Origin of the sequence: Veillonella intestinalis, assembly GCF_943193155.1 — a bacterium.
In the GTDB taxonomy this organism is placed as follows: Bacteria; Bacillota; Negativicutes; order Veillonellales; family Veillonellaceae; genus Veillonella_A; species Veillonella_A intestinalis.
This window is the reverse complement of the sequence record NZ_CALPDB010000002.1, coordinates 180,320-199,825: the sequence shown is the minus strand read 5'-3', so window position 1 is coordinate 199,825 and position 19,506 is coordinate 180,320. Positions and strand designations below refer to the sequence as shown.

Here is a 19,506-nt window from a genome sequence, read left to right as displayed (position 1 = left end):
TATATGATAGAAAGGAGTTATATTGTGGAAGGGAAATTTCGTTTGCTCATTGTAACAGGAATGTCGGGTGCTGGTAAGACGCAAGTTATGCAGGCCCTTGAAGATATGGGATTTTTTTGTGTTGACAATTTGCCACCCGTGTTAATTCCTAAATTCAGTAATTTATGTCGTCAAGCGGGAGACCGCATTAATCGAGTTGCTTTGGTGGTAGATATTCGAGGCGGCCAATTTTTTGAAAGCTTATCAGATGCTTTAAATTCCTTAAAAGAAATGCAAGTTCCGTATGAAATCGTATTTATGGATGCAACGGATGAAACTTTAATTCGTCGTTATAAGGAAAGTCGTCGCAGTCATCCATTAGCACCAGAAGGGCGTATTACGGTAGGCTTAAAAGAGGAGCGGAAAATTCTTGACTCCATTCGTCCTCGTGTTGATTACATTATTGATACAACCAATATGAAAACTAGCCAATTAAAAGCTTACTTGAAAAAGAAGTTTTCACAGTTGGATGAAAAAGAGCAAGGTATTGCAGTATCAGTCGTAAGTTTTGGCTTTAAATATGGCATTCCGTTGGATGCTGATATGGTATGGGATGTACGTTTTTTACCAAACCCATATTATAACCCTGATTTTCGTCATAAGACAGGTCGTGTGCCAGCGGTTAATCAATACATTCATTCCTTTGATGTAACGGAGCAGTTTTTAAGCACTATGTTTTCAACTATGGACTTTTTATTGCCTAATTATGAAAAGGAAGGCAAGAGTCAATTTGTTGTTGCCATAGGCTGTACAGGTGGTATGCATCGAAGTGTAGCTATGGCCGAAGCACTGTACAATCATGTGCAAACCTTAGGATATCGAGCAACAATAGAGCATCGGGATATGTTTAAGAATAATGTAGAAGAAGATTGTAATCCACGAGAAGTAACGGCGGCTGAAATATAGGAGATGTGAAATGATACATATGTCTGGATTCCGATGGTTGACGCCGGGCCTAAAATTAAAACGTTGGTTAGTTATGTTTGGCCTTGGTATGCTCCTCGTTATAGTAGGGGTAGCCTTAATGCTCAATTATGAATGGTTATCCTATTTTGAAGATTTATTTTTACAATTTATTTATGAAACTACTGGTTCCTATAATTACACCACGTTAGCTACAGTAGGTTTTGTGACCATATTACTAGGTATCGTCTTTATGATTATTGGTACGCGACGAGTTGGTAGTGCTGTAGTTAGAGCTATTATTCCGGCAGATACGGATAAAGTGGGTGATTATATTTTCCAGAATATACGCATGGCTAAAGGCCCTAAAGTGGTTGTTATTGGTGGCGGTACTGGCTTATCTACCTTGTTGCGTGGCTTAAAGACGCATACATCGAATTTAACTGCTATTGTCACAGTAGCTGATGATGGTGGTTCATCAGGGCGTTTGCGTGAAGATTTTAAAATGATTGCCCCTGGTGATTTGCGTAACTGTTTAGTGGCATTAGCTGAAAAAGAAGGTCTTATGGAACAGTTATTTCGCTACCGTTTTGGTGGTGGCGGTGATTTAGCGGGTCACAGTTTTGGGAATTTATTTTTAACAGCGCTTACGCAAATTCTTGATGAAGATGTGGATAAGGCGCTCGAAGCATCTAGCAAAATTCTCAAGGTTCGTGGTCGTGTTATTCCTGCTTCCACACAAAATATTGCGCTTATGGCAGAAATGGAAGACGGCACTATTGTGGCTGGGGAAAGTCAGATTCCAAAAGCTAAGAAAAAGATTAAACGACTTTTCACAGAGCCAGCAGAGCCACAGCCACAGGGAACAGCTCTTCAAGCCATTGATGAAGCGGATGCTATTGTATTAGGGCCAGGTAGTTTGTATACCAGTATTATGCCTAATCTATTAATTAATAAGATTGCCGAGCATATAAAAGCAGCTAAAGCGCCTAAATTTTACATTTGTAATGTTATGACGCAACCCGGTGAAACTGATGGTTTTACTGCTAGTGATCATGTAGCAGCGGTGCAACGCTTAGCTGGTGATGGTCTTATTGATACGGTTATTGTCAATGATGTTCCTTTTGATGAAGCGGTCATTGCTAAGTATAAAGTTGTTGGTGCTGAGCCTGTACAAGTTGATACAGATAAGTTAGCTGAACTTGGCGTACGTACAGTGCGTGCTAGCTTAATTCAACATCCTGAAACGGCGGTTCATGATTCAGATCGACTTGGTAAAGTTGTAATGGATGTAATTTATGCTATGCAATCGGGGCTAGAGCCACATATTTTAGAATATTATTTAAAACGAGAAGATCGCTAATTATATGATTAAATTAGAATTAGGCATAGTTAGATATAATTACTATGCCTAGTTATTTTAGTCATTAGCTTATGAGAGAGGGGGGCCTATGTCATTTGCAGAAGATGTAAAAAATGAATTGTGTCAGTATAAAAATGAAGATACATTATCGGCTAAAGTAGAAGCATCTTGTTTGTTACGTATGGGAGGCTCCTTATTGCTAGGTAGTCAAGGGCGTGTAGGGATTCGTTTGGCGACGGCGAATAATGCAGTAGCTCGTCGTGTATTATCCATATTACGAGCACATTATGCGTTGCATACATCTGTACTTATCCGTCGAGGACTTAATCTACGTAAGAAAAATGTATATACTTTGACTGTAGAGCCCACAGAAGAGGGACGTAGAGCCTTAGAAGATTTAGCATTATGGCCAATGGATACAGATTTACCCGATGCGTGGTTGACTACGATGGAAGCACGACGTGCTTTTTTACGGGGAGCTTTTTTAGGTGGTGGTTCTGTTAATAAACCTGAAAGTGACTATCATTTGGAGTTTATGACAGGGAATGAACACTTTGCTTATGAAATTGTAAAAGTATTGCGTTTGTTTCATATTGTAGCCCGAGTTACGGAACGTAAGGATTCCTATGTAGTCTATGTTAAAGAAGGGGATGCGGTTACAGATTGTTTGCAAATTATGGGGGCTCAATCTGCGTTGATGTCTTTTGAGACTGTGCGGGTCGTTAAAAATGTGCGTAATCAGATTAATCGACAGGTAAACTGTGAAACAGCGAATCTCCAGAAAACAGTAAATGCAGCGGTTCGTCAATTGGAAAGTATTCGAATTATTGAACGGCACCAGCCTTTACGAGATTTGCCACCAAAACTATTAGAAGTAGCTCAATTGAGATTGGATAATCCGGACTCTAGTTTGCAAGAGTTAATGGAACTCCTCGATGGTAAAATTTCAAAATCGGGCATAGGTCATCGTTTTAGAAAATTAGAAAAAATGGCTTTAGCCTATGAGCCAATGGGCTTAGAAGAGTTTATGTAGTTAAATTTTAGCATAGTTATATATTTCTTAGTGGTGTATAATGAAATTGAAGAAGTAAGGAGGCGATACTATGGTTCATAATTTAGATACTATAAAAAGGAAAGTAGTGCCTATTTTAAGAGACGCCAATATTTCGTCTGCTTATATTTTTGGATCTCATGCTAGAGGGGAAGCAACTGATTCAAGCGATATAGATTTATTGATTGATTATGGAGCTATTACGAAATCAACATTTGAACTTTCAGAACTAAAATATAAGTTAGCAGAGGCTTTGAATAAATCTGTTGATTTAGTGTCGATAAACTCTCTGCAAAATGACTATTTTTCTAAGCAAATCAATAAAGATAAGATTTGTATTTTAGGAGAATAATATGAATAAAGATAAAATTAATATTATTCAGTTAATATATTATATTGAAAGGTTAGAATTTTTAACAAATAGATTTAAATCTGAAGAAGATTTTATGCTTCAAGATGAATTGATAAAAGATGGTGTTGTTTATTTCGCATGATTATGGACGTGTTGACTATAAATCTATTTGGAAGACTTTTAAAAGTGATATTCCAATATTAAAAGAGTTATTGGATAATGTATTAAAAAAAGAATTTAATGAAACATATTCTAAAATTAAAGAATCATTTAAATAAAAATGATATTGGTCTCTATGAAATGGCATATAAAATGCTGCCCTTTCATAGGGACTTTTTTGTATGATAGCAAGATATATTTTTGTATGATAGTAAGATATATTTATGTAGGATAGCAAGCTATATATTTGATATTGCATAGGCAGTGAATTTTATGGAATTTCATGGAATTCAATGGGAAGTTGTATTATAATAGAGGTCCTTTTTAGGTTACAAGAAGATGTATGTTATACTAAAGGGGTAGTAGTTTTTGTTTATAGGAGGTTTGATTTGAAATTATTGCGTAATAAATATCGTTGGTTAGCTTTATTAGTTGCTTTGTGGACTCGAGGTGTTAGCACTGTTATAGGGGCGCCACCAGCAACGGTGGATGTAACGACCACTTCATTTACGGCGCTACCAGTGGTGTTAACAGAAGAAAAGGATACGCTTATTTTTTCAGATAGTCCTGAATATGTAAATAAAAATGGTGTATTAGCTGGTGGCACAGTAAATGGCACAGGGCGTGTGTACTTTTATCATGTTAATGAAATGACAGAGCCACAGAAAATAGCCATTGTTATGGAAAATAAAAGTGATACGATGGTTGATGTAGATATTCATCGAGAAGTTGTGACAAAACCAAATCGTGAATATTTTATTGTGGGTAGCGAATTATCCCGTGAGGAACTTGATGCAGAGTATGTATCACCCAGTCGCAACTGGCAACCTGCAGCGCAAATGGAGCGTTCTACAGTAGCGGCAGGGATAAATACTACTGTTGAACAAGATGAACAAGGGAGCATAATACCGGCTTGGTATAGTGATACTTATAAGGAGTCACAAAAAACAGCTATAAAGGGTAAAGAGCTATCTAAAGAAGAAAAAGTGCAGCAGAAGACTCGCTTAAAAGAAGCTGATGAATGGCGTAAAGAGTGGTTACATCGTGAAAAGATAGTTACTAAATTAAAGCCGACTGTAATTGATTCCTTTGCTTTAGCACCAGGGGGCAAAAAGGCGGTATTTACTAAATTAGACACACTACCTATAAAGACAGACGATTTATTTTCTGGCATATTGGACTTTACTACTAGTGGGCCTGTATTAGTAAAGGTATTAATGCTACCTATTAATACACCGTCCTTAGGTGGTTCTGTATTAGCAGATATGTTACCAATGGATGAGGTAGCCTTGCGAGGTACCTATGTAGGGGCACAACGACGTTTAACAATTATGCAACCTTATGATAGTTCAGTTGGGCCAGCGTCTATTATGGTAGCGAATAATCGGGAAGATCCTTTTGTAGCCGGTTTAGATGAATTAAGTGATCAACCTGTTACTAATCGTGGTAATTATGGCGTTACATATGAGTTGACAATTCCTACAACAGGCAGTCGTGAATTTGCTCTATATATTAATCCTTTGGGGGGCGCCTATGCGGGTTCGTTTAAGGTTACTTATGATGGGCATTCCGAAGTTTATGATGTACCAAGTGGAGCCCGTTTATTCTTAGGCAATGGCACGACTACGGATACACAATACTTTGGTTCTTATAAAGCAGGAAAATTATTGCATATTCAGTTTATTCCTGCTGGGGCATCTAATTTACCTATTCAATTTTTATTAGTACCACAAAATTAATTGTCCTTTTGGAGCAGAAGTGTAAACATGTTCCTTGTTATTATTAGTTTATTGAGGAAAACTCTCAATAAACCTTGTAGAAAAATGGAATAAGAATATTTTTACAAGCTGAAATAAAAAGGTGGTAATAATGGAACACGTTTTAACATGGAAAAAAGCTGTTGTAGGCTCCATTAGTTGTCATATTGTGGCGGCGTTAGCACTGGGTGTTATAGGCTGGCATATGAGCCAATTAGCCGTAGAGGAGGCCTATGAAATAGATTTGTCTATTCCGGTACAAACTGAACAAGAGGCAAGTAAGACTGTTGAATTTCCAAAACCATTAGCAGCGGCAGAGGTAGCAAATCGAGTAGCTGTAGTATCGCAGTATACCCATCAAAATGCTGGTGGCAGTGGCGGTGGTACCCCATCAGTGAATCCTACTTCAGTTGCACCAGCCGCAGTTGTGGCTACCGGTGCTGGAACTATGCCAATTCCAGGGGCCCGTGAAGGAGAACAAACTGCTTTTAATGGCTTAGGGGATGGTTATAATACCGAAGGTGGTCTCATTGGTGATGGTTTAGGATCCGGTGAGGGAGATGGTATTGGGTCTGGTGATGAGACTGGGGTAGCTCCTGGTGAACCGTTTGATACAGATGGTTTTTGGAGTGAGGTTAATGCTAATAAATCGTATCCTGCTATGGCAATTCAGCGCAATATTGAAGGTGATGTGACGGTACAGGTGACATTAGATGGGGAGGGGCAGTTAGTCGATGCTACTGTGGTGTCATCGAGCAATCGTTTATTGGCTGAAGCCGCTCTTAAAGCAGTGCGTAATGCAACGCCGTATCATAATCCTACTGGTGATAGTATTACCATTACTGTGCCTGTAAGTTTTCGGCTAGCTGATTAATACATTACGATCCTTTTGGAAACTTGTTAGTAAAATTGTTAGTAAAATTGAAGTATTTGGTGATTTATATTCACTAGATAATGAAAAAAGAATATGAATATAGTAAATATAATATAAACCTTTCTGTAAGTGCAGATATATTTGTGAAGTGACGAAATCACGAAACAAGTATAGTAGCCATACAGGAAGGTTTTTTGTTTTTAAGTAAGGTAAATTAGGAGGATATATGCAATCTATGGAATCCATTCGTGATCGCATGCAAGATTCTGGTACACAATTACTAGATGTATCGTTGAATCAAAAAATATATGAACGTAAAGAGGGCAATGGGTATGCTCGCATGGTTAGTCAGACTATATTTGATGGCATTGATATTGTATATAATGATGTAGTTATGGAACAGATACATCATAATGCAAAGCCTTTAAATGGTTTATTTGAAATTCATTTTTGTGAGGATGGCCGTATTGAATGTTCCTTTGCCAATGGTAAATGCTTATATATGAATGGTGGCGATATTTCGTTAGGTTGGAAAAATTGTGATGCCTTTAGACATTCATCTTATTTTCCAACTGGTTTTTATAAAGGCTTGTCTTTAGCGGTGTATGTGTCTAAAGCGCAGGTTGCCATAGATGAATTTGTAGGGCAAAATAGCATTAATCTAGCAGAAATTTGTAATCGATTTTGCATGGGACAGGGCTTTGCCTTAGTTAAAGATACTGGTCGTTTACGAGAACTTTTTTTAGATTTATATAAAGTACCCACAATTTTGCCTGATGTATACTTACGATTGAAATGCGTGGAAATTTTTGTGTTGTTGAGTACTTTGCCAAGTATAAGAGGGGATGAGCGTGTTTATTTTGAACGGGGACAAGTGGAAACAATTAAGCATATTCATGATGAATTACTGGCTGATTTAGGAAATCACCATACCATAGAAGCCTTATCAGAACGGCATCGCATTTCTATGACTGCCCTTAAACGTTGTTTTAAAGGTGTGTATGGCATTACGATGTATCAATATGTAAAACGTTGTCGCATGCGATCCGCCGCCAAAGATTTGGTAGAGTCAAACGATACAATTTTGACGATTGCTAATCGCTGGGGGTATGAAAATGGGAGCAAGTTTTCAGGGGCTTTTAAACAGATTATGGGATGCAATCCTCGCGAGTATCGGCTAAAAAACAAAATGTCCTAATGGAGCTATGTTGGCGTTTTGGGGTAGTTTATTGAAATCGAGATTTGTTATCATTTATATCGGAGCAAGTAATCTTGCACTAGTAGTATAGCAATATACTCTAGTCAGTATTTGAGGAGGCTATTATAATGGAAGGTGTAACTTATATTATTGACTTGTTCGTCACGGGTGGTTTAGTTATGTACCCCCTTTTAATTCTCTCGTTAATTACAGTGACTATCAGCATAGAGCGATGGTATTTTTTTCGGCTCAATACTAAAGGTGGTCGAATTTTTTCTCATGGTGTGTACCATAGTGCTAAACAAGCTGATTGGCGTTCCGTTGATGAACTTTGTCAACAGTATCCATTGGCTATTAGTCGGGTCATTCATGCAGGTTGTAGTAATCGAGAATCAGAACAAGCAATGAAAGGTGCCTTTATGGAGCAAATGACTTTTGAAATGTCATCCTTTAAACAGTACTTAGAATTTTTAAGTGCTATCGTTACTGTAGCGCCTTTATTAGGTTTGTTGGGCACGGTTACAGGGATGATTGGTACCTTTGGGGTCCTTGATAATGGTGGTGGGGCAGCGGCCATTACTGGAGGCATTGGGGAAGCTTTAATTGCTACTGCTAGTGGCCTATGTGTAGCTATTATTGCTTTTGCTATTTATACCTATTTTACACATCGTTTAGATCAGTTTGTAGTTCGTTCAGAAGAGCTTTGCTTAACGCTAGTAAATGCTATGAAGAAGGAGTGGAAATAAACGATGTTTAAAGAATTTGGTATGAAACGTAAGCCAGTATTTATGATTATTCCCATGATTGATATTATCTTTTTTCTATTAGTCTTTTTTATGATGAATAGCCTCCAAACAGTGGCGCAAAAATCCTTAGATGTGCAATTACCTAAAGCACAAGCGGCGGTGCAACAAAAGCAGGTGCCTGTTATTATTACCTTGGATACAGCAGGCCATATTGTGATTGATGGAAAATCGCTCAGTTTTGATGAGGCCAAAGGAATATTGACTGAAAAGGGGCAAGATAACCCTGCGTTAGCTGTGGTGCTACAAGCTGATGCACGGGCTGCTCACGGACAAGTAGTAGCCATTATGGATATGGTTCGCAGTGCGGGAATTAAGAAGTTTTCCATTGGAGCCACTAATAAATGAAAGGATAACTAAATTATGATGAAACCAGAAGAATTATTTGCCAGAATGTCCCCAGAAAATCGAATTATGAAGCTTGGACGTGAAACAAATAATCCTTTGATGGAGGCATTTGATGCGAAACGAGTTGTTCATGCAGGCTTGAATGGACGTCCTTTAAATCCTACGGAGGCACAAGCTAAATGGCAACAAGTGATGGCTGAATCACCGCAAGCCGGGCAGTGGCAATCAGTCTATATTCATATCCCCTTTTGTCAAACGAAATGTTTATACTGTGGCTTTTTTCAAAATGCAGCGAATCAATCTGCAGAGGATCGATATATTGATTTACTGATTCAAGATATGGAAAGTGATGCTACGCAACGACGTTTACAAGAAGGCCTTATTCAGTCTGTCTTTATTGGCGGCGGTACCCCTACGTCTTTATCAGCCCACAATGCAACACGTTTATTGCAAACGATTAAACGATGCTTACCCTTGGCAAATGACTATGAATTAACCTTGGAAGGGCGTATTAATGATGTAATTCCAGAAAAGATGGAAGCGTGGTTTGCTAATGGTGTAAATCGTATGTCTTTAGGGGTGCAGTCGTTTCATACGAAGATTCGGCGCCAGCTGGGGCGACTTGATGATGAGGCTACTATTTTGGAACGCTTACGTCACTTGAAAGAGCGAAATCAGTGTTCGGTTGTGGTTGATTTGATTTATGGCTTGCCTGATCAGACTCCTGAAAAATGGCAAGAAGATTTACAGACGTTGGAAATGGCTCATATTGATGGTATGGATTTGTATCAACTTAATGTATTTGAAAATAGTGACTTAAATACAGCCATTAAAAATGGGAATTTATCGCCAGCAGCGACGACTAAAGAACAAGCGGCTATGTATGCGCAAGCCAGAGCTTTTGTAGATACCTATAATTACAGTCGTCTTAGTGCCTGTCATTGGAGCCGTACGCCACAGGAACGGAGTTTGTATAATACGATGGCTAAACGTGGTTATCCCATGTTTCCCTTTGGTTGTGGCGCTGGTGGCAATATAGGTGGCTATATGACGATGTTACACCGCTCTTTAGGGGCTTATGAACAAATGGTAGAAGCGGGGCAAAAACCGTTTATGGTGCTAATGCAACAGTCACCGCTTCAAGAAATGGTTAATATTATTATTGATCAGTTAGAACATTGTTATTTTGATATACGACCATTAATTGCCTATGATGAACGATTAGAAGCTTTGGCATGGCTTTATGATTTATGGTGTGAACGAGGTCTTTGTGAACATAATGGGGTGATGTATAAATTGACTATGGCTGGTGAATTCTGGCATGTGAATTTAACTCAGACGACGATTGAATTAGCGCAGTATATTTTGACGGGCGAAGAAACCATGCTTCAGGAAAAAATTGCCGCTCAAAATAAGCATAAAGAGAGGTGATAGGTTGAAACGATATTTATTTGTGCCTGTACTATTGGCGATTTGTTGTGTAGTGGCTTTATCAGCTTGGATTACGCTAGGTACGTCAGCTGCTTCACAAGAACCAACTAGACAGGTGGTGGATGCAACGGGTACCACTGTAACGATACCGGAACATCCAAAACGAGTAGTATTTTTAAATACGGCTAATTTAGATATGTATTATGCTGTTGGTGGTAAGGCTGTAGGCAAGCCAAAGTCATCCTACTATACTAAGGAACTACTAGAGGTAACTAAAGATGTACCTTCAGTAGGAACTATTCACAGTCCTAATGTGGAGGCGATTATTGGTTTACAGCCCGATTTGGTCATTGGCCTTAATGTTCCTTTTAATACGAACTTACGTGGCATGCTATCACAGGCAGAGATTCCTTTGTATATTAATGATTTGAATTCCTATGAAGATGTAGTAGCTACGTTGAACTTTTTTGGTGAATTAACAGGTAAACCGACTGTTGCCGATGCAACAGCTAAAGCAGCTATGGCTAATTATAATAAATTAGTAGGCGTTGCTAGCACTAAAAAAGGGCCACGAGTACTGATTATATTTGGCACACCGGGTAGTTTTAGTATGGCTACGAGCAAAGCATTTAGTAGTAATGTATTGAATCTTCTAGGGGGGCATAATATTGCTGATTTTGATAGTTCTTTAGAAGGTGATTATGTACCACTTAGTATGGAATATGTCATTAAGATGGATCCAGAGGTTATATTTTTTATTAGTATGACGCCTAAATCAGATAGTGTGTCTGTGTTTAAGCGAGATATGCTCGCCAGTTCGGCTTGGGCCGAGGTAAGTGCTGTAAAATCACAGCGTATTTACTATCTGTCAGGTGGTTTATTTGCAGCGAATCCAGGTACACGTATTAGTGAGGCATTGACGATTATGTATGAGGATTTATATGGAGAGGAGGCAGCTCATGACAACCCTTAAGGGTGGTATAGATACACGCCAACGGCGACGACAATTGACCTATTTAGGGACTGGTATTTGTTTACTATTTGTTGTCGTGACGGGCTTTTTATATGGGGCTGTCCCAATTACTTGGCAAGAGATGGTAAGTGTGGCGCAAGGGCAAGGGGCCGGTGATACGGAACGAATTCTGTATTATTTACGGTTACCACGGGTTATTTGTGCCGCCTTAGTGGGGATGAATTTAGCCTTGGCTGGCTGTATTTTACAAGGTGTGCTTCACAATCCTTTGGCTGATCCTGGTATTATAGGTGTCACGGCTGGTGCTGGGGTAGCGGCTATGGCGGTAATGATTTTATCGCCGGCTTTGACTGCTTGGGTGCCATTAGCTGCTTTTCTAGGGGCTTTAGTGGCCTTGGCTATTGTATTTTTATTAGCTTGGGACCGTGGCATTAATCCATTGCGGTTAATTCTTGCTGGGGTAGCGGTAGCGGCTTTCTTTGGTGGTGGTACTACGGCTTTATCCGTTATGTTTCCTGATCGAATTCAAGGGGTTGTTAACTGGTTAGCTGGTGGTTTTGCCGGGGCGCGATGGTCTTATGTGTGGATTGTTTTACCTTATAGCCTTACTGGTCTATTGGGCGCTTTGTGGAATTATCGCAAGTTAAATGCGTTACAAATGGGGGAAGAAGTAGCCTTGTCTTTAGGGATTAATTTGAAACGTACTCGAATTGTACTCATTATTTTAGCTGCTATTCTAGCCGCTTCTTCTGTTAGTGTAGCTGGTTTGCTTGGTTTTGTAGGTTTAATTGTGCCACATTTGATGCGGCTAGTAGTAGGCTCGGATTTTGAGTATTTATTACCTGCATCAGCTGTATTTGGTGCAGCTCTACTGGTTGGGGCCGATACCTTTGCGCGTACAATTTTTAGCCCTACTGAAATTCCTGTGGGCATTTTCTTATCTTTCTTAGGGGCACCGTTTTTCTTATATTTATTGAAACGGAGGAGCCGCGGATGACAAGAATTTTAGAACTGGATAATGGTCGTATTGGTTATCACACAAGAGCCGTTGGGGATAGCGTATCCTTGCGTTTTGACAAGCCAGAAATTGTATCGATTATTGGTCCTAATGGTTCTGGAAAGTCTACTGTTTTGAAAACTTTGGGGCGTTTACTGGAACCTTTAAGTGGCACCGTTTATTTAGACGGTAAAGATATTCAACAGATGAATTCTAAAGTGGTGGCCCGCATTATTTCTATGTTACCGCAGTCAGCTCAGGCACCGCCGGATATGACTGTGCGTGACTTAGTACTCTGTGGCCGCTTACCGTATCAGAATCCTTTTAGTTCATTAACACCGGCTGATGTGACAGCAGTACAAACGGCGTTAGAAGAAACTGGCTTGGTAGAGTTTCAGCATCGCTTACTTAAAGATTTATCTGGTGGCGAGCGGCAACGAGCTTGGCTTGCTATGGCTGTGGCGCAGGAGCCTGATATTTTGCTACTCGATGAACCGACTACCTTTTTAGATGTACGTTATCAATTAGAATTGATGAAGTTAGTCGTTAAGCTTCATGAAACAAGGGGCATTACAGTTATTATGGTTCTTCATGACTTAAATCATGCGGCTCGTTTTAGTCATCGTCTCATTGCTGTAAAGGGTGGTCAGATTGTAGCTGATGGTCCAGCAACAGAAATTTTCACAGAGCCTATTCTAAGTGATTTATACGAAGTAAAAATGATGTTTACTACGTTATCTATTGATGGCGAAGTGCATACGATTTGTGTGCCTTATGAAAGCCGTTAAGTATTTTATAAAGGAGAATTCCATGAACAGTATTGTAATTTACTCGTCCCGCACGGGCAATACGAAACAAGTAGCAGAAGCGATTCTTAGTGTCTTGCCAGCTGGTACAGCTTGTGTACCTGTTAATGAGGCACCCGCTGATTTAGCGACATATGATGTAGTCTTTATGGGTTTTTGGGCTGATCAGGGAAATGCAGATAAAGCAGCACAGACAGTTTTAAAACGATTAGATGCTGATAAAGTGGCATTGTTTGCTACCCTTGGAGTGCCACCAATGATGCCTCATGCTAAAGAAACTATGACAGCGGCTATTGGTTTATTACCAAAAGGACAGACGCCGGTGGGGACGTTTATGTGTCAAGGTAAAGTAGATCCTAAAGTGATTGAAATGATGTATAAAATGTTCCCAGAAGGTCATCCACATGGGCGCAGTGCTGAACGTGATGAACGCCATCGTCAAGGGGCTTCACATCCAGATGAAGCAGATTTAGCTAATGCAGTTGCTTTTGCTCAGGATGTATTAGCCAAGCTAGGTTAATTGCAAATTATATAGTGCTAGTATTTACAAGTTTATAAATCATCGCTTCAAAGTTGAAGTTGTTATATTAAATCCTCTATGAATGGCAAGGGCCAAGATAAGTTATAGTGTGGCTTAACTAGGTCTAGCTGTTTTATAGAGGTATTTTTTATACAATAAACCATTAGGTATTGGTTAAAAGAATGCAATATGTAATAGCTATTACATATTAGGTCTTACAGAATTAGGTGTAATAAATTGTAGCGTGTGTGAGGAGCGATGAATTATGAATTGTGTGAAACGTAAGCAAATTATGTTACGAGCTATGGTGTTAACGGTATTAGTGGCACCGGTTATGATGACCTCTGTAGAAGGGGCTAGTGAAACGAATCTAATGACTGAACAAGTGGTAGTAACGGCTTCGAAAAAAGCTGAAACTATTAAAGCGGCACCCCAAGCTGTTGAAGTAATTACGGCTGAAGATATGAAGCGCATGGGGGCCACTGATTTAGTGTCAGCTTTGCAATTAGCAGATAATATTAGTTTGGCTGAGTCGGCTATGACGGGAAATCAAGTGATGATTCGAGGGATGGATACTAAACATAGTCTTATATTAGTTGATGGCAAGCGCATTGCTGGTGAAGATACAGATAGCACAGCTAATGTATATACTTTAGGTCGTATGAGCCTCGATACAGTAGAACGAATTGAAATTGTGCGGGGTGCTACCAGCTCGTTATATGGTTCAGATGCTATTGGTGGTGTTATTAACATTATTACTAAAGTGCCTGATAAGGAAGGCGTAACAGTAGGCGTTAATACGGGCACACGACAAGTGAATAATTACTATCGGTATGATACGGGTAAAATGGGACGCTGGAATGTAACGGCTGGGGCACAGTTTACTAAAGTACGACCTATTAATATTTTTACTGAAACCGCAGCATCGGCCACTAAAGTAGGTAGTGAAGGCTATAATCGTTATATGTTTGGTAATCGCCAAAATTTCGATGTAAGCGCTACTTATGATTTTGAAAATGCCAACCAGAATAAACTTCGTTTGGATGCCAATTACTTTAAAGAGCATTTGCGTACAGAATTAGCTGATGTGCAAGGTCTCAATCGGGGCATGAAATATGACCAGCAAAAAGATAAAGTAGAACATTATGATAACTCTGGTTATGGTTTGGGTGTGACTTATACAGGTAAAACGGAGAAGAATGAGTATATGGTGCGCACGTATTATAATCAGCTTAAAAAAGAGTATGATATGAAAAATAATGTGGATTTTTCCTTCCTTGGTCGTTTTAGTCCTATTGCACCGCAGATGATGGAAAAGATGTATCCTAAATCTGACTATGATCAAGCTAAATATTATACCTGGGTAACGGATGCGCAAAATACTATGTATGTAAATGATAAACATACGCTAACCTTTGGTGGTGAGTATCGTAAAGTATATTATGCAGGGACACGTTTAGGTGGCCAAGCAGATAGTAATGGGGTAAAAAATCAAGAAGCCCATACAATTAACTCATATGCAGGTTTTATTGAAGATACTTGGCAAGTGACTGATAAGTTAAGCTTGCAGCCTTCATTGCGTTATGAACATCATAGCTCATTTGGTTCTAATGTATCGCCTCATTTAGGCTTAAATTATAGTTTGGCAGATAATCTTCGATTAAAAGCAAACTATGGACGAGCCTTTAAAGCGCCTACGGTCTCAGAATTATATATGAACATGTGGCATAGCCCAGGTCCAATCATGGTGAATGTAGTCGGTAATCAAAATTTAGAGCCTGAAAAGTCTCGAAATTTTGATATTTCCTTAGAAGGGGAACAGGGCAATACCTTTGGCAAAGTGACATACTATAACAATAAGGTAAGTAATTTAATTAACTATAATCAATGGACTGATCCACAGACCCGCATCATTCATGCCGAATATGTGAATGTAAATAAAGCACAAATTAATGGGATAGAATTGAGTGTCGGTCATAAATTGAGCGACCGATTAACCTTGAAGGGTACTTATAATTATATTGATGCACAAGATAAAACAGCGAATACACGACTCTTAAATCGACCTAAATCAGTGACAACAGTGCAACTTGTATATGATGATAATAAATCTACGGGTTATAGTGCTATGCTTTGGAATACCTTTACTCATGATTATGCATATTCGCCAAGTAGTGGCCGTAGTGGGACTGGGTATAATTTATATTCCTTTAATACCTTGAATGCCTCTGTAACACGGCGTTTTAATCCTGATTTTTCAGCATTTGTGGCAGTAAATAACATATTGGATAAACAAGTAGCAGACCTCAATATGTATGGTCGTTTATGGCGTGTAGGGGCTGAAATGAAATTTTAATTACATCATAACTTAGATGCAAAAATGAAGGATAATATTCATAATACGAACCTTGACAGGCTAACGGTAGACAGGTAAAATATATAAAGAAGAAACAGAAGAATGGTACGAGAGACCGTTCGTTTCCCACAATATACCTTTTAAGTTAGTCCTGTGAGGCTAGTAAAGGATTATGGTAGGCACTCTTGCTAGGGGTGTATCATTATGTCTGCTATAGACCTTTTGCCACAGGCAAAAGGTCTTTTTTGTTTATACAATCAGGTATCTCAGTTAAGGAGGCTGACAATGGGAGAAGTAAGTTTAAAAGGCAAGCATTTGCTAGGATTGCAGCATGCCACAAAGGAAGAAATTGAACTTATATTGCGTGTAGCCAAGAAGATGAAAAAAATCGTATTGTCTGACAATAAAAAACATCCGCTTTTGAAAGGCAAATCCATTATTAATTTATTTATGGAAAATAGTACACGTACTCGTAGTTCCTTTGAATTAGCTGGGAAATATTTAGGGGCCGATGTTATTAATATTACAAAAAGCGGTAGCTCCATGGCTAAAGGGGAAAGCTTCCGCGATACATTATTAACAGTATCCTATATGGGAACCGATGCTATTGTAATGCGTCATAGCGCTGAAGGGTCGCCTTTATATGCAACTAAAGTAGTAGATCCTATTATTATCAATGCAGGGGATGGCGCGCATGAGCATCCAACGCAAGCCTTGCTTGATATGTACTCTATCATTGAGCGTAAAGGCTCATTAGAAGGTCTAAAAATCGTTATTGCTGGCGATATTATGCATAGCCGAGTAGCACGTAGTGATGTGTATGGTTTTACTAAAATGGGCGCTGATGTGCATTTAGTGGGTCCTCGTACGTTGTTATATCCTGAAATGGCTAAGATGGGCGTTACCATTCACCATGATGTGCGTGAAGCGGTAAAAGATGCTGATGTTGTTAATGTCCTTCGCATTCAATTAGAACGCATTAATTCAGCCCTATATCCAACAAATCGTGAATATGCACGCATTTTTGGTATTAATAAAAATGTATTGTCCTTAGCCAAGGACGATGTAATGGTTATGCATCCAGGTCCTATGAATCGTGGTCTTGAAATTGCTCACGATGTGGCATACAGTGATGAGTCAGCCATTCAAGAACAGGTTCGTAATGGTGTGGCTATTCGTATGGCTGTATTGTACTTGACGATTGTAGGAGGTGACGGCAGTGAACTTGCTGATTAAAGGTGGTACCGTAGTAAATCCAAAGAAACAACAACATGAAGTAGCTGATATTTTGGTGAAAGATGGCAAGATTGCAGCGATTGGACAGAATTTAAGTGCCGATGGCGCTGATATATATGATGCAACAGGCCTTATCGTAACGCCTGGTCTTATTGATATGCATACACACTTGCGTGAACCAGGGCAAGAAGCGAAAGAAGATTTTTATAGTGGCACTCAAGCAGCTGCAGCTGGTGGTTTTACCCGCATTGCTACCATGGCTAACACAAAGCCTGTTGTGGATAATGCACCTTTAGTTCGTGGCTTGCAAAAACAAGCAGAACTTACCGGTATCGTAAAGGTTGAATTTATTGGTGCTGTGAGCAAGGGATTAGAAGGTAAAGAATTAGCGGAAATGGGCGATATGGCCGAAGCGGGTGTAGTAGGCTTCTCTGATGATGGACATTATGTAGAAAGTGCAGCGTTTATGCGTCGTGCTTTGGAATACTCCAGCATGTTTAACAAGCCCGTTATTGACCATGCAGAAGAAGTAACGTTGACCCATGAAGGTCATATGCACGAAGGCTTTGTGGCGTATGAAATGGGTGTTAAAGGTCGCCCTGCAGTTGCAGAAGACATGGCAGTAGCACGTGATTTACTGTTGGCTGAAATGACAGGTGGGCACATTCATATTGCGCATGTAAGTAGTAAAGATACAGTGGATCAAATTCGTGCAGCGAAAGCTAAAGGCATTAAGGTTACTTGTGAAGTAACGGCGCAGCATTTATCTTTTACTGATGAATATTTGCGTGAATATAATCCCGCTTTTAAAATGGCACCGCCGATTCGTTCGGAGGAACATCGCCAAGCACTATTAGCCGGTGTAAAAGATGGTACCATTGATGCCATTATTACAGACCATGCACCGCATGCGGAAGAAGAAAAAGACGTAGAATTCTGCTGTGCACCGAATGGTTTTAGTGGTCTTGAAACTTCTTTGGCAGCCGTATTAACGCATACCTATAAAACAGGCATTTTAAGCCTTGATGAAATTGTAAATCTTATGAGTGTTCGTCCCGCTGAAATTATGGGCGTAGACGCAGGTGCTTTAGAAGTTGGTAAAACTGCAGATATTACTGTATTTAGCACGGATGAAGAGTGGACGGTAGACCGTAATCTATTCTATACTAAAGGTAAGACAAGTCCGTTTGATGGTATGACCTTAACGGGTAAGGCTAAATTAACTGTAGTGGATGGCGAAATTGTAATGAAAGAGGGAGTTGTGACCCAGTGAAAGGTAAATTAGTATTACAAGATGGTTCCGTGTATGAAGGCAAACTCCTTGGTGGAGCACCTATTCTCGGTGAAGTCGTATTTAATACCGGTATGACCGGCTATCAAGAAATTTTAACTGATCCGTCCTATGCAGATCAGATTATTACCTTAACCTACCCACTTGTTGGTAACTATGGGGTGTATCGTGATATTGCGCAAGCACCAAAACCATATTGCCGTGGCATGATTGTAGGTGAGCTTTGTACATTCCCAAGTAATTGGCAAAATGAAGGGCTATTTGAAGAATATTTGCGTGCTTATGGTATTCCTTGTTTATATGATGTAGATACGCGGGCTATTACTCGTAATATTCGTAATCATGGCGTTATGAAAGGGGTTATTTGCCCAGCTGATACACCACAAGAACGAATTGACGCCTTGTTACAGCAAAATTTGCCAACGGACCAAGTTATGCAAGTTACCACCAAATGGCAGGGCTATCGTGGCAATGAAAATGCTGAGTTCCACGTAGCTGTTTATGACTTCGGTGTTAAAGAAAGTATTTTGAAATCCTTAGAGGCTAGTGGTTGTCGTTTAACGATCTTCCCAGCTGATACAAAAGCAGAAACTGTGCTTGCAGAAAATCCAGATGGTATTTTCTTATCTAATGGCCCTGGGGATCCGCAAGAATTACAGTTTGCTGTAGCGGAAGTTAAAAAATTACTTGATAAGAAGCCAATCTTTGGTATTTGCATGGGTCATCAAGTATTGGCCTTGGCCTATGGAGGCTCTACCTATAAATTGCGTTTTGGCCATCGTGGCTCCAATCATCCAGTAAAAGATTTAGCGACAGGTCGTGTGTATATTACTTCGCAGAACCATGGTTATGCAGTTGATGAAAATAGCTTAGCTAATGCAGATGTAACGATTACACATCGCAGCGTGAATGATAATACCGTAGAAGGGATGAAGCATAATAGCTTGCCAATTATGTCCGTTCAATATCATCCAGAAGCATCACCAGGACCAACTGACAATTTATACTTATTTGACCAATTTAAAGCATTAATGAAAGCACAGAAATAG

20 protein-coding genes are annotated in these 19,506 nt (G+C 39.5%); all 20 read left to right on the top strand.

What is annotated here, in order from left to right; translation table 11 throughout:
* Positions 1-3: 3 nt before the first annotated feature.
* The 20 genes from rapZ to carA all read left to right on the top strand — a co-directional run bounded on the left by rapZ (position 4) and on the right by carA (position 19,506).
* Positions 4-945 carry an RNase adapter RapZ gene (gene rapZ / locus NFR44_RS03330; RefSeq protein WP_251441166.1) on the top strand — a complete coding sequence of 314 codons (942 nt, stop codon included), beginning with the start codon at positions 4-6 and terminating at the stop codon, positions 943-945.
* A 10-nt stretch (positions 946-955) separates the two neighbouring features.
* Positions 956-2,305 carry a gluconeogenesis factor YvcK family protein gene (locus NFR44_RS03325; RefSeq protein WP_251454326.1) on the top strand — a complete coding sequence of 450 codons (1,350 nt, stop codon included), beginning with the start codon at positions 956-958 and terminating at the stop codon, positions 2,303-2,305.
* 88 nt (positions 2,306-2,393) lie between these two features.
* Entirely contained in the window at positions 2,394-3,338 is a 945-nt protein-coding gene (whiA, locus tag NFR44_RS03320; protein WP_251441162.1) for a DNA-binding protein WhiA, read from the top strand.
* A gap of 70 nt (positions 3,339-3,408) precedes the next feature.
* Complete coding sequence (locus NFR44_RS03315) at positions 3,409-3,708, top strand: nucleotidyltransferase family protein (protein ID WP_251441159.1); 300 nt, start codon at positions 3,409-3,411, stop codon at positions 3,706-3,708.
* A 1-nt stretch (position 3,709) separates the two neighbouring features.
* Positions 3,710-3,850 carry a hypothetical protein gene (locus tag NFR44_RS03310; protein ID WP_251441157.1) on the top strand — a complete coding sequence of 47 codons (141 nt, stop codon included), beginning with the start codon at positions 3,710-3,712 and terminating at the stop codon, positions 3,848-3,850.
* The gene (locus NFR44_RS09500) at positions 3,828-3,986 is read left to right on the top strand and encodes a HepT-like ribonuclease domain-containing protein (RefSeq protein WP_479266833.1); all 159 of its coding nucleotides are present in this window, start codon (positions 3,828-3,830) and stop codon (positions 3,984-3,986) included. Before NFR44_RS03310 ends, NFR44_RS09500 begins: the two co-directional genes overlap by 23 nt.
* A gap of 270 nt (positions 3,987-4,256) precedes the next feature.
* Complete coding sequence (locus tag NFR44_RS03305; RefSeq protein ID WP_251441156.1) at positions 4,257-5,606, top strand: hypothetical protein; 1,350 nt, start codon at positions 4,257-4,259, stop codon at positions 5,604-5,606.
* Positions 5,607-5,736: 130 nt separating this feature from the next.
* The gene (locus NFR44_RS03300; RefSeq protein WP_251441153.1) at positions 5,737-6,498 is read left to right on the top strand and encodes an energy transducer TonB; all 762 of its coding nucleotides are present in this window, start codon (positions 5,737-5,739) and stop codon (positions 6,496-6,498) included.
* Positions 6,499-6,724: 226 nt separating this feature from the next.
* Positions 6,725-7,696, top strand: coding sequence for a helix-turn-helix transcriptional regulator (locus NFR44_RS03295; RefSeq protein ID WP_251441152.1), 972 nt, complete (start codon positions 6,725-6,727; stop codon positions 7,694-7,696).
* 128 nt (positions 7,697-7,824) lie between these two features.
* A complete protein-coding gene (locus tag NFR44_RS03290) occupies positions 7,825-8,442 on the top strand; it encodes a MotA/TolQ/ExbB proton channel family protein (RefSeq protein WP_251441150.1) in 618 nt (205 codons plus the stop codon).
* Positions 8,443-8,445: 3 nt separating this feature from the next.
* Positions 8,446-8,847 (top strand): ExbD/TolR family protein, encoded by a 402-nt coding sequence (locus tag NFR44_RS03285; protein WP_251441148.1) that lies wholly within the window; start codon positions 8,446-8,448, stop codon positions 8,845-8,847.
* 15 nt (positions 8,848-8,862) lie between these two features.
* Entirely contained in the window at positions 8,863-10,278 is a 1,416-nt protein-coding gene (hutW, locus tag NFR44_RS03280) for a heme anaerobic degradation radical SAM methyltransferase ChuW/HutW (protein ID WP_251441145.1), read from the top strand.
* A 4-nt stretch (positions 10,279-10,282) separates the two neighbouring features.
* The gene (locus NFR44_RS03275; protein ID WP_251441143.1) at positions 10,283-11,251 is read left to right on the top strand and encodes an ABC transporter substrate-binding protein; all 969 of its coding nucleotides are present in this window, start codon (positions 10,283-10,285) and stop codon (positions 11,249-11,251) included.
* Positions 11,238-12,248 carry a FecCD family ABC transporter permease gene (locus NFR44_RS03270; RefSeq protein ID WP_251441141.1) on the top strand — a complete coding sequence of 337 codons (1,011 nt, stop codon included), beginning with the start codon at positions 11,238-11,240 and terminating at the stop codon, positions 12,246-12,248. The genes NFR44_RS03275 and NFR44_RS03270 overlap by 14 nt, the downstream gene beginning before the upstream one ends.
* Positions 12,245-13,036, top strand: a complete 792-nt coding sequence (locus tag NFR44_RS03265; protein ID WP_251441139.1) for an ABC transporter ATP-binding protein — start codon at positions 12,245-12,247, stop codon at positions 13,034-13,036. Before NFR44_RS03270 ends, NFR44_RS03265 begins: the two co-directional genes overlap by 4 nt.
* A gap of 22 nt (positions 13,037-13,058) precedes the next feature.
* Positions 13,059-13,574, top strand: a complete 516-nt coding sequence (locus tag NFR44_RS03260) for a flavodoxin family protein (protein ID WP_251441137.1) — start codon at positions 13,059-13,061, stop codon at positions 13,572-13,574.
* A gap of 265 nt (positions 13,575-13,839) precedes the next feature.
* Complete coding sequence (locus tag NFR44_RS03255) at positions 13,840-15,930, top strand: TonB-dependent receptor plug domain-containing protein (protein WP_251441133.1); 2,091 nt, start codon at positions 13,840-13,842, stop codon at positions 15,928-15,930.
* Positions 15,931-16,215: 285 nt separating this feature from the next.
* On the top strand, positions 16,216-17,166 hold the full coding sequence (locus tag NFR44_RS03250; protein WP_251441131.1) for an aspartate carbamoyltransferase catalytic subunit: 951 nt from the start codon (positions 16,216-16,218) through the stop codon (positions 17,164-17,166).
* Positions 17,150-18,439 carry a dihydroorotase gene (locus tag NFR44_RS03245; RefSeq protein WP_251441128.1) on the top strand — a complete coding sequence of 430 codons (1,290 nt, stop codon included), beginning with the start codon at positions 17,150-17,152 and terminating at the stop codon, positions 18,437-18,439. Before NFR44_RS03250 ends, NFR44_RS03245 begins: the two co-directional genes overlap by 17 nt.
* Positions 18,436-19,506 carry a glutamine-hydrolyzing carbamoyl-phosphate synthase small subunit gene (gene carA / locus NFR44_RS03240; RefSeq protein WP_251441126.1) on the top strand — a complete coding sequence of 357 codons (1,071 nt, stop codon included), beginning with the start codon at positions 18,436-18,438 and terminating at the stop codon, positions 19,504-19,506. Before NFR44_RS03245 ends, carA begins: the two co-directional genes overlap by 4 nt.

Bases quoted from the DNA above. Each gene is read 5' to 3' on its own strand.
- NFR44_RS03295 (WP_251441152.1), top strand. From the start codon at position 6,725: ATGCAATCTATGGAATCCATTCGTGATCGCATGCAAGATTCTGGTACA.
- NFR44_RS03260 (WP_251441137.1), top strand. From the start codon at position 13,059: ATGAACAGTATTGTAATTTACTCGTCCCGCACGGGCAATACGAAACAA.
- NFR44_RS03315 (WP_251441159.1), top strand. From the start codon at position 3,409: ATGGTTCATAATTTAGATACTATAAAAAGGAAAGTAGTGCCTATTTTA.
- NFR44_RS09500 (WP_479266833.1), top strand. From the start codon at position 3,828: ATGGTGTTGTTTATTTCGCATGATTATGGACGTGTTGACTATAAATCT.
- NFR44_RS03255 (WP_251441133.1), top strand. From the start codon at position 13,840: ATGAATTGTGTGAAACGTAAGCAAATTATGTTACGAGCTATGGTGTTA.
- NFR44_RS03250 (WP_251441131.1), top strand. From the start codon at position 16,216: ATGGGAGAAGTAAGTTTAAAAGGCAAGCATTTGCTAGGATTGCAGCAT.
- rapZ (WP_251441166.1), top strand. From the start codon at position 4: ATGATAGAAAGGAGTTATATTGTGGAAGGGAAATTTCGTTTGCTCATT.
- NFR44_RS03290 (WP_251441150.1), top strand. From the start codon at position 7,825: ATGGAAGGTGTAACTTATATTATTGACTTGTTCGTCACGGGTGGTTTA.
- NFR44_RS03300 (WP_251441153.1), top strand. From the start codon at position 5,737: ATGGAACACGTTTTAACATGGAAAAAAGCTGTTGTAGGCTCCATTAGT.
- NFR44_RS03325 (WP_251454326.1), top strand. From the start codon at position 956: ATGATACATATGTCTGGATTCCGATGGTTGACGCCGGGCCTAAAATTA.
- NFR44_RS03310 (WP_251441157.1), top strand. From the start codon at position 3,710: ATGAATAAAGATAAAATTAATATTATTCAGTTAATATATTATATTGAA.
- NFR44_RS03265 (WP_251441139.1), top strand. From the start codon at position 12,245: ATGACAAGAATTTTAGAACTGGATAATGGTCGTATTGGTTATCACACA.
- whiA (WP_251441162.1), top strand. From the start codon at position 2,394: ATGTCATTTGCAGAAGATGTAAAAAATGAATTGTGTCAGTATAAAAAT.
- NFR44_RS03285 (WP_251441148.1), top strand. From the start codon at position 8,446: ATGTTTAAAGAATTTGGTATGAAACGTAAGCCAGTATTTATGATTATT.
- hutW (WP_251441145.1), top strand. From the start codon at position 8,863: ATGATGAAACCAGAAGAATTATTTGCCAGAATGTCCCCAGAAAATCGA.
- NFR44_RS03270 (WP_251441141.1), top strand. From the start codon at position 11,238: ATGACAACCCTTAAGGGTGGTATAGATACACGCCAACGGCGACGACAA.